Source organism: Brucella oryzae, from assembly GCF_041929965.1.
Classification (GTDB): domain Bacteria; phylum Pseudomonadota; class Alphaproteobacteria; order Rhizobiales; family Rhizobiaceae; genus Brucella; species Brucella oryzae.
Genome location: NZ_JBHEEO010000001.1, coordinates 255,868 through 269,528, shown reverse-complemented (window position 1 = coordinate 269,528; position 13,661 = coordinate 255,868). Strand labels below are relative to the sequence as shown.

Below are 13,661 nucleotides of genomic sequence, written 5' to 3'. Positions count from 1 at the left end.
TTTTTCTTTTGTCGATAAAGCTTGCATGGCTGTGCAACTGATAACCAAAAACAGAATGATTGAATTATTTTTTGTAATTTCAGAATAAAATTTACAAAGGCATTGACAGGCTTTCATAAAAGGCAAAGACTGTGCACACGCTTGCAAAAGCGTCGGCGTGGAGGCGTCGTATAAAGGGAGGAAAACAATGCGTTCGGCATTTCTGATTGCGGCGCTGGCCGCGGGCGTATCTTCATTTGCTTTTTCTGCGCAGGCCGCAGGTAATCTCAATCTCATCTGTTCCGCGGACGTAGTCATCTGTGAGCAGATGAAGAACATGTTCGAGAAGGATACCGGCATCAAGGTCAACATGGTGCGACTTTCTTCGGGCGAAACCTATGCCAAGGTACGGGCCGAAGCGCGCAATCCGAAGACAGATATCTGGTGGGCCGGCACAGGTGATCCACATCTTCAGGCCGCGGCTGAGGGGCTGACGCTCGAATACAAATCCCCGATGCTCGACCAGTTGAATGATTGGGCCAAGAAGCAGGCCGAAAGCTCTGGCTTTCGTACGGTTGGTGTTTACGCCGGTGCGCTCGGTTGGGGTTACAACACCGATATTCTTGCCAAGAAGAACCTGAAAGAGCCGAAATGCTGGGCCGATCTGCTCGATGCGTCTTATAAGGGCGAAATCCAGATGGCCAATCCGAACTCTTCCGGTACTGCCTATACAGCGCTGGCGACTCTGGTGCAGATCATGGGCGAGGAAAAAGCCTATGATTATCTGAAGAAGCTCAACGATAATGTATCGCAGTACACCAAATCCGGCTCGGCTCCCGTCAAATCTGCGGCGCGTGGTGAAACGGGTATCGGTATTGTCTTCATGCATGATGCGGTGTCGATGACGGCAGAGGGCTTCCCAATCAAATCGGTCGCTCCATGTGAAGGCACTGGCTACGAGATCGGCTCCATGTCGATCATCAAGGGCGCCAAGAATCTCGAGAACGCCAAGAAGTGGTATGACTGGGCGCTGACGGCAGAAGTGCAGTCGCATATGAAAGATGCGAAATCCTTCCAGTTGCCTTCGAACAAATCAGCTGAGGTTCCAGAGGAATCCCCGCGCTTCGAGGATATCAAGCTTATTGATTACGATTTCAAGACCTATGGCGAGCCAGCGAAGCGCAAGGAATTGCTCGAGCGCTGGGATAAGGAAATCGGCGCGCACGCCAACTGATCTGTCATTGGCTTGAAATTCGGGTGCGTCGCTCACGTTGTTCGACGCAGCTGTCCCGAATGGTGGAACAAGGTCATGGCATTGCTGAAATATGCAGGGCCGAAGCCCCAGTCATTCCTCAGAAATCCTGATCTGGAGGGACGCAGACATCCATGAAACAGCATAATCGCAGACTGGATATCGTTCTGGCGCTGGCGTTCGCGGCATTTGTCTTGTTGCCGTGGTATCGCATAGAAGACGGCTTTCTGAGTTTCGTCTGGCTAGACGGAATGTTCGGCGATGGTGCGACGGCACCCGGCCTGTGGCAGATCATCTTCTTCGGGCGCCCTTGGCTTGGCGCTGTCGCTGTGTTCATGCTGCTTTGTGCTGCCGCCCGCTTCCTATTGCCTGTTGAACGTCGGAGCAGCGTTTTGATATGGGCGAGCCTTCTTGGCGTGATTTTCCTGGCGCTGCAAGGCTTGGCCATCGGCTTTTCCGGCTGGAACTGGACAATCAGTGAAAACCTGTTCGGTGCACTTTCTGATGGCCAGCCGGCCTTCGGTGCCGGAGCAATCCTGACGGGCTTCTGCTTTCTGCTGATTTTCTCGTTTGGTCTCGCAGAACGCGGCGTAATGAAGGGAGACGCATTCGTCGTCTCTTCCATTACCCTGCTTGTCGCATTGGTTGCTGTATTCGTCTTCTATCCTGTTATCAGCATGTTTGCCGGATCGGTGCAGGATTTCGACGGCTCATTCAAGCCTGATGGTTTCATAGGGAACATTCAGAATTCCTCCATCTGGAGTCTGGCCTGCGTTATCGATGAGGGGCGATGTGGTGTCGCGTGGCGCACATTGTGGCTGGCGCTGATGACAGCAACGGGATCCACGGTAATGGGTCTTGCCTTTGCACTTGTTGCGACCCGTACAGGCTTCCCTTTCAAGAAAGGTCTCCGGCTTCTCACCATATTGCCGATCATCACACCGCCTTTCGTTGTCGGCCTTGCATTGACATTGCTTTTTGGTCGCGCAGGTGTAGTGACGGAGCAGATCTCCAATATATTTGGTGTCGAGCCCGGCCGGTGGCTTTATGGCCTCATCGGCATTTGGATCGCACAGGTCCTGTCTTTCACGCCGATTTCCTTCCTCGTGCTTATCGGTGTTGTAGAAGGTGTGTCGCCGTCTATGGAAGAGGCGTCGCAAACCTTGCGCGCCGATCGCTGGCGTACTTTTCGCAGGGTTTCACTACCACTGATGGCTCCGGGGCTTGCCAATGCATTCCTCATCGCATTCATCGAAAGCATGGCAGATTTTGGCAATCCGATGGTACTCGGGGGCAGCAATGGCGTACTTTCGACCGAAATATTCTTCGCCGTGGTGGGCGCGCAGAACGATCCATCCCGCGCGGCGGTTCTCGCCATCGTGCTACTCTGCTTTACATTGACCGCATTTCTTATCCAGCGCGTCTGGCTCTCGGGCAAGAATTTCGCGACGGTGACCGGCAAGGGCGATTCCGGCATGCATGCCGGGTTGCCGCGCGGGCTAAAGATCGGCGTTTATGCTCTTGTCATTCCGTGGATGATTTTCACTGTCGTTGTATATGCTATGATCCTTATCGGCGGCTTCGTACGGCAATGGGGGCTCGACAATACACTGACCATTGAACACTACGCGCGCGCGTTTTCTATCAATTGGACCGAAAACGGTATCGGGTGGACCGGTGTAGCTTGGAATTCGTTCTGGACGACCATGGAAATTTCGCTGCTCTCGGCACCGCTGACTGCGGCAGTCGGTTTGCTAACGGCCTATCTGATCGTTCGCCAGCGTTTCGTGGGGCGAAATATATTCGAATTTGCCTTGATGTTGAGCTTCGCCATTCCGGGTACTGTTATCGGCGTCAGCTACATTATGGCTTTCAATCTGCCACCGCTTGAAATGACCGGTACTGCATTGATCCTGATTGCATGTTTCGTCTTCCGCAACATGCCGGTTGGCGTACGCGGCGGGATCGCCGCCATGAGCCAGCTCGACAAGAGTCTCGATGAAGCTTCCCTGACGCTGCGGGCAAACAGTTTCCGCACGATCCGAAAGATCATTCTGCCACTGCTGCGTCCAGCAATCACAGCTGCACTGGTCTATTCCTTCGTGCGCGCCATTACATCCATTAGCGCGGTCATTTTCCTCGTTTCTGCCCAATACAACATGGCGACATCCTATATCGTTGGCCTCGTTGAAAACGGGGAGTTCGGTGTCGCGATTGCGTATTCCTCAATGCTGATCGTGGTGATGATCGTGGTCATTACAGGCTTTCAGCTTCTCGTGGGTGAACGCAAACTTAGGCGCGAGAACCGCGTTGCCGCAGTCCCTCCCGTTAACACTGTTCGTCAGGAGAAAACCGCATGACTGCGATCCGTCCCGGCTCCGTTACATTCGAAAATGTCACCAAGAAATTTGGTAACTTCACCGCCTTGCCCGATCTATCCCTGACTGTCGAGCCGGGAACTCTGGTGACGCTCCTTGGACCGTCCGGTTGCGGCAAGACGACGACATTGCGGTTGTTGGCGGGGCTTGAACACCCGACGTCGGGCCGCATCCTGATTGGCGGCAAGGACGTGACCAATCTGCCAGCCAATGAGCGCGATGTGTCGATGGTCTTTCAGTCTTATGCGCTCTTTCCGCATATGAGTTCGCTGGACAATGTGGCTTACGGTCTGGAATCTTCGGGCTTGAAAAAAGCGGAAGCGCGCGAACGTGCGGAAGAGGGGTTGAAGCTCGTCGGTCTCGCAGGAATGGGGCATCGCCTTCCGGCAGAACTGTCGGGTGGCCAGCAACAACGCGTGGCGGTGGCCCGTGCTCTGGTGCTGGAGCCCCAGGTTCTGCTTCTGGACGAGCCACTTTCGAATCTCGACGCGCGCCTACGTCGCCGGGTGCGCACTGAAATTCGCGAGCTCCAGCAACGGCTCGGGTTTACCGCCGTATATGTCACGCACGATCAGGACGAGGCGCTCGCTGTATCCGACACAATCATCGTCATGAAGGAGGGCAATATCGCACAGAAGGGAAGCCCGCGTGATCTCTATGAGACACCGGCCTCCGCCTTTATCGCGGATTTCATGGGAGAGGCTAATGTTGTGCCGTGTGAGGTGATGACAGCAGACGAAGGCAAAGCTGTCATTCGTGTGGGTAGCCTGACCCACCGGATTACCGCGCGCAACGCCCGGCCGGGTCCGGCGCAGCTTGCGATCCGTCCAAATGCGGTGACTTTGCAGCCAAAGGCTGGCGGCGGCTTCCCCGGTCGTGTTGCCCATTCGGCCTATCTCGGCGATCATATCGAGTATGAAATTGAGACCGAACACGGCAAGCTTTTCATTGTCGATTCGGAGGTCGAAGAGGCTCTGCCGCCGCAAACCGATGTCTCTATCGAGTTCAAAACGCGCGGGCTTGCCATTATCAATCAATAGGCGCAGAAACGTCGCGCCTTTCTTTATCTCTCATCGGAAAATCATTATGACTTCCCATCCCCGACAGGAATTAGAAGCGCGGCTGGCGCTTGCCGAAAAGATCGCGCGCGAGGCGGGTGCCAAGGCTCTCAACTATTTCATGCGGCGTGAAACGCTGATTATCGAGACCAAGCGTGATCCGCAGGATGTGGTATCGATTGCGGACAGGGACGTCGAACAGCTTATCCGTGCCCGTGTGTCGGAAACCTTTTCTCAGGACGGCTTTCTGGGAGAGGAATACGGGCTGAATGAAGGCACTTCGGGCTACACCTGGGTTGTGGATCCCATCGATGGCACCAGTCCTTTCGTCAATGGCATGCCGAACTGGTGTGTTTCTATTGCCATTCTGAAAGACGGTGAGCCTGTCATCGGCGTTATCCAGGCCCCGTGTTTCGACGAACTTTATGCCTCGGCCAAAGGCCTGGGCGCTACACTTGATGGCAAGAAGCTGGTTCTTGATCCGAGCCGCACGATCCGCAATTCTGTAACGGGCATTGGTGCTAACAACTACGTTACGCCGCAGGTCGTGGCGAAAGTCGTGGAAGACCTGCTTGAGGCGGGCGGAACGTTTATTCGCAATGGTTCCGGCGCGCTGATGATTGCTTATGTCGCGGCTGGCAGGCTGGTCGGATATTATGAGCCTTATATGCATGCCTGGGATTGCATGGCGGGCTTTTGCCTCGTGCGTGAAGCGGGCGGTTATGCGCATCCTTTCCCTGTCGACGGAGAAAAGCTCACCAAGGGCAACAAAGTTTTCGTAGCCGGGCCCGGTGCGATCGATGATCTCAAGAAGGTTGCCCGTCTATAGAAGAGGATATGATCTTTCCGGAATTTCAATTCCAGCCATATTCTGAATAGGGCTCGTTGCCAGCGGCGTAGAGGAGTGCCTGCCGGACGTAGGGAATCGTATTATCCGGCAGATTGTCCAGCCGTCTCCATTGCAGATCGGCATGCTTGTCTGGCTCACATAGGGTAGGCGTGCCGGTCCATTCATCTGCGCGGAAGAAATGACCAAGCCATTGATTGCCAGTCGTCAAGCTGTGCAAGGTGTGGACTGGCTTTAGAGCTTCCGGTGCTATGACTACACCAGTCTCTTCGAAAGCTTCACGTGCCGCTGCTGCCCGGATTGTTTCGCCCGCCTCCAGCCCTCCGGCTGGAATGCTGAACCAGCCGTCCATCCATCCGGTTGCCTTCCGCTGCAACATGCAGATTTCTGGTCCGCGTGCCAGCATGACAAAGACTGCGGACGAAAGCTGGAAGCGTACACGCTCGTTCAATTGACTCTCCCAAAAAGCAAATCGGCAAGTCTTCTACAGACTTGCCGATAGCTTACACGAGTCGGCCTCGCTCTGAAGTCAGATCTGGGCCAGGTCAGGGATTATCGCGCTTGAAAATCCAGTCGTGATCGGGGTGGTTCTTGAACCGCCATTTGCGCAAGGGGCCAGCCATCACGTTGAGATAATACATCTCGTACCCATAAGGTGCGCCACATGGATGATGCCCCTTTGGTACGAGCACGACATCTCCGTCAGAGACCGCCATCGTTTCATCAAGGCTTCCATCTTCGGTGAAAACACGCTGGAAGCCGAAGCCCTGCGCCGGATTGAGGCGGTGATAATATGTCTCTTCCAGATAGGTCATGTCCGGAAAATTGTCTTCGTCGTGCCTATGGGGTGGATAGGACGACCAGTTTCCCTGCGGTGTGAATACCTCGGTAACAAGAAGGCTATCGGCAACATCCCGGCCTTCCATCGCAATATTGTGGATGAAACGGGTGTTGGCGCCTTTTCCGCGCTGCTCCAGTGTCAGACTTTCCGGCCCAAGCTTTTGTGCCTTGCGACCCGGTTTGCCCGGCGCGGTGCAGACAGCCAGAACGCAATCTGTCGTGGCAGTCGCGCGCCAGTCGCTTTCAGCAGGCACGTAGAGGCAGTGCGGCGGCAGTTTCTCGAACACGTTCATGCGTTCGCCTATCTCGCCGAAATCCTCATCGGAGGCGGAAATCTTCGCTTTGCCTTCCACAAGGACGAGAATCACTTCGGTCGATCCAGTCTTTTCGGAAACGCTCTCACCGGGGTTGAGACGATAGAGTCCGAAGCCGACATACTCCCATTCGGCGCTTTCGGGGGTGATGTCGTGGACCTTTCCATGCGTGCCCTTGGGCTTGCGCAACAAATTGGCCATGTCTCAGTCTCCTTTGTCGAGTCCTGCTTCACGTGCGAATGATTTCAGTGATTTCAACCCGAGTGACTGATACTGGTACGGATTGCGAACTTCCGGGTCCTGTTCGGCTTCGATCACCAGCCAGCCCTGATAGGCTTTGTCAGCCGCGACTTTCAGCACAGGCGTGAAGGCGACGCCGCCCTCTGCATCGCCGGGAACAGTGAATACACCGCGACGAACCCCCTCCAGGAAAGACAGGCTCTGGTCTCGTACCTCGGTAGCTATCGCCGGACGAACGTTCTTGGTGTGGATATGACCCACGCGGCCCATATGCTTTTTGGCAACCCGTTCCGGATCACCGCCGCCGAACAGGCAATGGCCGGTATCGAGAAGAAGCTTCGTGTGCGGCCCGGTATGCTGCATCAGAAGATCAATTTCGTCTTCACTTTGCACCACCGTTCCCATGTGATGATGGTAGACAAGCGCGATACCTTGGGCCGCGGCATATTCCGCCAGTGCTTCGACGCCCGCCCCAAATTCTTCCCAGCGCGCTTCTTCCAGCACCGGACGCTCGGATAACGGCTTGTCGTTGTCACCATGAATGGCGTTCGAGGTTTCGCAAACGATGATGACCTTCGAACCCATCGCTTTCAGAAGATCGAGCGCAGGCTGCATCGCCTTCTTTTCTTCTTCAACGGAATTCACCAACAGATTGAGTGAATGCCAGCCCGATACATAGCGAAGCTTGCGGGGCTCGAGTACGGCTTTAAGAGCGGCGGCTTCCTGCGGAAACTTATGACCTTTCTCGATCCCGTCGAATCCGATTTCGGCGGTTTCATCGAGGCATTGATCCAGGGTGATGTGCGCGCCGAGGCTGCGATCATCGTCGTTCGACCAGGCAATAGGATTGGTGCCATAGAGGATCATCGGTCAGTTTCTTTCTTTGAGCTTAGCGTCATAATCTTTACGTGCGGCACGCACCTGTTCGCGCTCCGAGACTTCCGGCACAGCGACATCCCACCACCAACCGCCAGTTTCAGGGGTAGGGTAAGGATCGGTGTCGATAATGACGACAGTGGTGCGTGGGCTGTTGCGGGCTTCCGCCAGTGCTTCTTCCAGCTCACGGATCGATCCTGCTTTCTTCGTATCCGCGCCCATCGCTCCGGCGTGGGCAGCGAAATTGATCTTCGATGGATTCACATGGGTGGCATGGTCGAGCAGGTTGTTGAACTCGGCGCCGCCGGTCGCCATCTGAAGCCGGTTGATGCAGCCGAAACCGCGATTGTCAGTAACAACAACTGTAATTTTCTGCCCCATCATGACAGCAGTGGCGAGTTCGGAATTGGCCATCATGTAGGAACCGTCGCCGACCATCACGATGACATCTCGATCCGGTTCGGCCATCTTGATGCCAAGGCCACCGGCGATTTCATACCCCATGCACGAAAAGCCATATTCCATGTGATAGGACATGGGACGATCGGCCTTCCAGAGTTGGTGTAACTCTCCCGGCATCGTTCCTGCAGCGCACATGACAACGGTGTTCTCTCGTGCCTGACGCTGCACTGCGCCGATTACCTGCATATCAGTCGGCAAGGTATTGCCATCGCCGGGGGCAGCGGTAAATCGGTCTGCTGCCGCAAACCATTTCTCTTTCAACGTCGTGTCCGCGGGTTGGCGTTTATAGCCGCCAATCGCTTTCGAGAGCGCTTCAAGAGCAATCTTTGCATCGGCAACCAATGGAAGCGAACCGTGCTTTGAGCCATCGTAGGGTTGGACGTTTAGCGAGAGAAGCTTGCGTCCAGGGTGTTTGAACAGCGCCCATGATCCGGTCGTGAAATCCTGAAAGCGCGTGCCAACACCGATCACCAGATCGGCTTCCGCCGCGATGGCATTGGCGCTGTCTGCCCCAGTTACGCCAACCGGGCCGAAATTGAGTGGGTGATCCCACGGCAGAGCTGATTTACCGGCCTGTGTTTCGATGATCGGAACGCCATGTGTTTCTGCAAAATTGCGCAAGGCTCCGTGAGCACCGGAGTAATGCACTCCGCCACCAGCAACGATAACGGGCTTAAGTGCTGCCCTGATTGCTGCCACTGCGGTATTCAGTTCATTCTCATCCGGCGGCGGGCGGCGCCAGTGCCAGACTTTTTGTTCAAAGAACTCTTCAGGCCAGTCATAGGCCTCAGTTTGCACGTCCTGGCAAAAGGCCAGCGTTACCGGTCCGCAATCAGCAGGATCGGTCATGGTGCGGAAGGCGCGAGGCAGGGCGGTGAGAAGCTGTTCAGGCCGGCTGATTCTGTCGAAATAGCGGCTGACTGGACGAAAACAGTCATTCACGGTCATAGTGCCGTCATTGAAGTCTTCGATCTGCTGTAAGACGGGATCAGGTCCACGATTGGCAAAGACATCGCCGGGAATGAGAAGGATGGGTAGACGGTTTACATGGGCAAGGGCTGCTGCCGTGACCATATTTGTTGCGCCGGGGCCGATGGAGGAGGTGACGGCGCAAGTGCGCTTGCGACCAAGTTGTTTGGTATAAGCAATGGCTGCATGGGCCATGGTCTGTTCATTATGGCCGCGCCATGTAGGTAGCTCTTCACGAATGCCATGAAGAGCCTCGCCAAGTCCGGCCACATTCCCGTGGCCGAATATAGCCCAAACGCCTGCGATAAAAGTCTCACCATCCGGCGTCATCTGATTGGTGAGGTAGCGCACCAATGCCTGCGCGGCGGTCAATCGAACGGTTTTCATAGCTCCTCCAGCTTCCTCCCGGCAGAACGAATTCAAAATGTACGCACGCCATCCCAGACATTGCAAAGGCCACGATAGCGCGTCACCATGTCGGCGACTGCTTCTTCGTCGCTAATCAGGCCGTTCAGCCATTTGCGTGCCGCGTCACCAAAGATCGTACGTCCCACTGCAAAGCCTTTGACGAGGTCGAATTCGGCAGCAATTGCAAGACTGGCTTTCAGTTCTTCGGCAGGTGCGTCCAGCCCTAGAACAACGATGCCGCGTGTGTGTGCATCATTGCGTATGATCGCATTACAGGCATTGGCCCATGCCGCCCTGGTTTTCATGGGCTCGAGCTTCCACCAGTCGGGATAGACGCCGATCTCATAAAACCGCTCAATCACACGTGCTGTCGTATTGTCATCGACTGGTCCAGCTTTGGACGGGATGATTTCAAATAGGAATTCCAGCCTGTTACGTCGGGCTGCTGCGAAAAGACGTGAAACAGTTTCTTCCTGTTCTGCCTTGAACTCGGCTGTATCATCTGGGTGGTAGAAGCATAGCAACTTCACGACATTCTCTACAGGCCACTCGACCAGTCCACCGCAGTCTGGTCCGAGTTCCGGTTCCAGCTTGAGCGGACGCGAACCGGGCCATTCGGTCGGACGCCCGATCCACAAGCCCGTGCCAGCAGCCCGGTAAAGAGCATCGCGGCCCAGTCGACCATCACACAATATGCCGTAACCTTCAGCGCCGTTCGCCACTTGCAAGGCTGCATTCAGGCAAAGCTGCTTGAATTCACCGATCTTGTCGGTCGAAACGCCCGCCTCAGCGGCCATTTCTTCCAACTGGACGCGGTGGTCAAAGGCGAAAACGCGCATATGTGGCCAGTGACCGTTGCGATTGGTAGACCAATGGATCTGCTCCAGAGCGGTGTCCTTGCGCATAGCCTTGTTGCGAATGCCGGTACGGAAAAAATACTGAAGCTCTTCCCAACTCGGATAGGCTGGCGTGCATCCATGCCGCGAGACTGCAAAAGCTCCACAGGCATTGGCAAATTTGAGGCTGGTAGGCCAGTCTTCACCCTTCAGCCAGCCTCGCAAAAGTCCAGACATGAACCCGTCGCCTGCACCGAGCACGTTGAAAACGTCAATCGGGAACCCTTCGCCGCTCTGCCCTTCGTCGAGACTATCAGGAATTGGGCCTTCGAAAACCACTGCTCCCATGGGGCCACGTTTACAGACCAGCGCAGCACTCGTTACTGCGCGCACGGCTTTCAGAGCCTGAAGCGTATCAGTTGAGCCACCAGCGATATGAAACTCTTCCTCTGTTCCAACAACAAGATCGAACAAGTGGAGTGTCGATTGCAGTTTGGTCGTGACGGCTGCAGATTCGATGAAACGGTTTTCACCATCACCGTGGCCCGAAAGCCCCCAGAGATTGGGGCGATAGTCTATATCGAGCGCTGTCCGGCTTCCTTTTTCACGGGCAAGACGGAGTGCTTTCAAGACAGCGGCTTCCGTCTTTGGATGAGACAGATGTGTGCCTGTAGCCAGAACACAGCCAGCTTCGGCGATGAAAGCCGGATCGATATCGTCTTCGCACAAAGCCATGTCGGCACAGTTTTCGCGATAGAATATCAGTGGAAAATGTTGCTGGTCGCGAATACCGAGAATGACGAGGGCGGTCAGGCGTTCCGGATCTGTGACTATGCCACGTGTATCCACGCCTTCGCGTTCGAGCTCGCGCAGCAGGAAACGCCCCATATGCTCGTCGCCGACACGCGTGATCAACGCCGATTTGAGACCCAACCGTGCAGTCCCGGTTGCGATATTGGTGGGAGAGCCGCCCACATATTTGTTGAAGGAGGCCATATCTTCCAGAAGGCCGCCAACCTGCGCGCCATACAGGTCAACCGAAGATCGGCCAATCGTGATCAAGTCCAGCCGCTTCACTACAATCCTCCCTCGCTACTTTCTTATTGCTGCAAGGCTGTGCATGATTCATGCGCACATAGCAGTTATTCCATTTTTGATTAAAATGGATTTATTATTCTATTTCAACTGAAAAATGGAATATGCACGGAAGGGTTAGTCGCTTTGGCGCACTGTCCCTACAGCGACAGCAAGTGCTATGGCGAGGCAAAGGGTTGCGGAGAGTGAACGGAACGCACCGAAATCTACCTCTGAAACGAGCAATGTCTGTTTGGCGGATTTGCTCATCGGGCTGACAAATGTGTCGGTGATGCCGACGACGTCGATGCCACGCGCGGCGACTGTTTCGGCCATTGCGATCGTTTCTGGCGAATAGGGAGAGAAGGTAATCGCCAGAAGTACATCACCTTCGCGAATAGCATGCAGGTTCTCCAGTTTGCCGACAGCGCTGTGCAGCATAGCGGGCACTTGCATCTTCTCCAGCGCATAAGCCAGATAGCTTGCGACTGGAAAAGCACGACGGATGCCGACAATGTGGATTGTCTGCGCTTCGGCCAAAAGCTGAACAGCCTTTTCGAGTGCTTCCGGATCAATGGTTTTGAGCAAACCTTCAAGGGAAGTGCGCCCTGCTTCGGCAAATTCGGCGAGGAGGGCAGGAGCGCTGCCCGTTGCGGTCTCGCGCAAATGCTGCAATCTGGTTGAATAGTCAGGCCAGCCGCCGGCATAGGAATCCCGGAACAGCTTCTGCATTTCCGAAAAGCCAGAGAAACCCATGATCTGGCAGAAGCGCATGAAGGCGGAACTCTGCACACCTGCACCTTCAGCCATCTCAGCCACGGTCGACACAGCGATACGGTCTTGGTTGGCAGCAACGAAATCGGCGCACTGTTTCAGTCTCTTCGGTAAACGGTCGGAAACCTCTAGCAGTTTTGTTTCGAATTCCTTGATATTCGCCGGGACACTGATCGATGACGGTGTAGGGGAACCCATCCTTGGCCTTTCAATATGATCTCTTGACAATCTTTATGTCACATTCTAGCAAAATAGAATAAATATTCTATAGCATATCTTCGATGTCCGAAGAGGGCTGTTTTCTGGGAGGATGAGGCAATGGTGACACGTCTGGCACTGCTCGGAGCGGGCCGTATCGGCAAGGTTCATGCAGGCGCAATCGCAGCGGACAAGCGTGCCAAACTGGTCGCCGTCGCAGATGCGAATGAGGCGGCGGCGAGAGCAATTGCCGATTCTGTCGGTGCAGACGTTCGAACCGTCGACGAAATCGAGAAATCAGACGATATAGATGCAGTGCTGATATGCACACCGACCAATACGCACGCTGATCTTATTGAACGGTTTTCGCGGGCCGGTAAGGCCGCTTTCTGTGAAAAGCCTATTGATCTCGATATTGCACGTGTTCGAGCTTGTCTCGCTGTCATTCGTGATACCGGCGCGAAGGTGATGTTGGGTTTCAATCGCCGTTTCGATCCGCATTTTGCGGCAGTCCACAAGGCCATCGAAGATGGACGCATCGGCAATGTTGAAATGGTGACGATCACCAGCCGCGATCCGGGTGCGCCGCCCGCTGAATATATCAAAGTATCTGGCGGTATTTTCCGCGACATGACGATCCATGATTTTGATATGGCGCGGTTCCTTCTTGGTGAGGAAATCGAGAGTGTATCGGCCTCGGCTGCAGTGCTTGTCGATCCAAAGATCGAAGAACTCGGCGATTTCGATAGTGCAAGCGTCATCCTGACGACCCCTTCAGGCCGTCAATGCGTTATTTCAAATTCGCGACGCGCTTCCTACGGTTATGATCAGCGTATCGAAGTCCACGGATCTCTTGGTGCTGTTTCGGCGGAAAACCAACGCCCAGTCTCAATAGAAATAGCATCTAAAGACGGCTATAACCGCCCGCCATTGCACGATTTTTTCATGACGCGCTATACGGCTGCTTATGCGGCGGAAATCAACTCGTTTATCGATGCGCTGGATACCGGCAAAGCACCGCATCCTTCAGCAGAAGATGGATTGCAAGCTTTGGCTTTGGCTGAGGCGGCACTTCGTTCGGTCAGGGAAGGTCGCACTGTCAAAGTTGCGGAAGTTCTCGGATAAGGCGGTAATTTTGTTTGCCTTTTTCCGCAAT

The 13,661-nt window shown here is 54.8% G+C and carries 11 protein-coding genes; 5 read left to right on the top strand and 6 right to left on the bottom strand.

What is annotated here, in order from left to right:
* Positions 1-187: 187 nt before the first annotated feature.
* The 4 genes from JNC70_RS01245 (at position 188) to JNC70_RS01230 (ending at position 5,496) form a co-directional block, all read left to right on the top strand.
* Entirely contained in the window at positions 188-1,213 is a 1,026-nt protein-coding gene (locus JNC70_RS01245) for an ABC transporter substrate-binding protein (protein WP_104754817.1), read from the top strand.
* Between the two features lie 152 nt (positions 1,214-1,365).
* A complete protein-coding gene (locus tag JNC70_RS01240; protein ID WP_104754818.1) occupies positions 1,366-3,591 on the top strand; it encodes an ABC transporter permease in 2,226 nt (741 codons plus the stop codon).
* Entirely contained in the window at positions 3,588-4,649 is a 1,062-nt protein-coding gene (locus tag JNC70_RS01235; protein WP_104754819.1) for an ABC transporter ATP-binding protein, read from the top strand. Before JNC70_RS01240 ends, JNC70_RS01235 begins: the two co-directional genes overlap by 4 nt.
* A gap of 46 nt (positions 4,650-4,695) precedes the next feature.
* Positions 4,696-5,496: an inositol monophosphatase family protein gene (locus tag JNC70_RS01230; RefSeq protein ID WP_104754820.1), complete on the top strand. Its 801-nt coding sequence runs from the start codon at positions 4,696-4,698 to the stop codon at positions 5,494-5,496.
* Positions 5,497-5,521: 25 nt separating this feature from the next.
* Here JNC70_RS01230 and JNC70_RS01225 read toward each other — a convergent pair whose 3' ends face one another.
* The 6 genes from JNC70_RS01225 to JNC70_RS01200 form a co-directional block, all read right to left on the bottom strand.
* On the bottom strand, positions 5,522-5,965 hold the full coding sequence (locus JNC70_RS01225) for an NUDIX hydrolase (RefSeq protein ID WP_208623435.1): 444 nt from the start codon (positions 5,963-5,965) through the stop codon (positions 5,522-5,524).
* A gap of 94 nt (positions 5,966-6,059) precedes the next feature.
* Positions 6,060-6,869 (bottom strand): 5-deoxy-glucuronate isomerase, encoded by an 810-nt coding sequence (gene iolB / locus JNC70_RS01220; RefSeq protein ID WP_104754821.1) that lies wholly within the window; start codon positions 6,867-6,869, stop codon positions 6,060-6,062.
* A gap of 3 nt (positions 6,870-6,872) precedes the next feature.
* The gene (gene iolE / locus JNC70_RS01215) at positions 6,873-7,775 is read right to left on the bottom strand and encodes a myo-inosose-2 dehydratase (protein WP_104754822.1); all 903 of its coding nucleotides are present in this window, start codon (positions 7,773-7,775) and stop codon (positions 6,873-6,875) included.
* 3 nt (positions 7,776-7,778) lie between these two features.
* Positions 7,779-9,602 (bottom strand): 3D-(3,5/4)-trihydroxycyclohexane-1,2-dione acylhydrolase (decyclizing), encoded by a 1,824-nt coding sequence (gene iolD / locus JNC70_RS01210; RefSeq protein ID WP_104754823.1) that lies wholly within the window; start codon positions 9,600-9,602, stop codon positions 7,779-7,781.
* Between the two features lie 32 nt (positions 9,603-9,634).
* Positions 9,635-11,536: a bifunctional 5-dehydro-2-deoxygluconokinase/5-dehydro-2-deoxyphosphogluconate aldolase gene (locus tag JNC70_RS01205; protein WP_104754824.1), complete on the bottom strand. Its 1,902-nt coding sequence runs from the start codon at positions 11,534-11,536 to the stop codon at positions 9,635-9,637.
* A 135-nt stretch (positions 11,537-11,671) separates the two neighbouring features.
* Entirely contained in the window at positions 11,672-12,505 is an 834-nt protein-coding gene (locus JNC70_RS01200) for a MurR/RpiR family transcriptional regulator (protein ID WP_104754825.1), read from the bottom strand.
* Between the two features lie 120 nt (positions 12,506-12,625).
* Between JNC70_RS01200 and iolG the strand changes: the two genes are divergently transcribed.
* Positions 12,626-13,630 carry an inositol 2-dehydrogenase gene (iolG, locus tag JNC70_RS01195; protein ID WP_104754826.1) on the top strand — a complete coding sequence of 335 codons (1,005 nt, stop codon included), beginning with the start codon at positions 12,626-12,628 and terminating at the stop codon, positions 13,628-13,630.
* The last annotated feature ends 31 nt before the right edge of the window (positions 13,631-13,661 follow it).

Bases quoted from the DNA above. Each gene is read 5' to 3' on its own strand.
- JNC70_RS01235 (WP_104754819.1), top strand. From the start codon at position 3,588: ATGACTGCGATCCGTCCCGGCTCCGTTACATTCGAAAATGTCACCAAG.
- JNC70_RS01240 (WP_104754818.1), top strand. From the start codon at position 1,366: ATGAAACAGCATAATCGCAGACTGGATATCGTTCTGGCGCTGGCGTTC.
- iolD (WP_104754823.1), bottom strand. From the start codon at position 9,602: ATGAAAACCGTTCGATTGACCGCCGCGCAGGCATTGGTGCGCTACCTC.
- iolB (WP_104754821.1), bottom strand. From the start codon at position 6,869: ATGGCCAATTTGTTGCGCAAGCCCAAGGGCACGCATGGAAAGGTCCAC.
- JNC70_RS01200 (WP_104754825.1), bottom strand. From the start codon at position 12,505: ATGGGTTCCCCTACACCGTCATCGATCAGTGTCCCGGCGAATATCAAG.
- iolE (WP_104754822.1), bottom strand. From the start codon at position 7,775: ATGATCCTCTATGGCACCAATCCTATTGCCTGGTCGAACGACGATGAT.
- JNC70_RS01245 (WP_104754817.1), top strand. From the start codon at position 188: ATGCGTTCGGCATTTCTGATTGCGGCGCTGGCCGCGGGCGTATCTTCA.
- iolG (WP_104754826.1), top strand. From the start codon at position 12,626: ATGGTGACACGTCTGGCACTGCTCGGAGCGGGCCGTATCGGCAAGGTT.
- JNC70_RS01230 (WP_104754820.1), top strand. From the start codon at position 4,696: ATGACTTCCCATCCCCGACAGGAATTAGAAGCGCGGCTGGCGCTTGCC.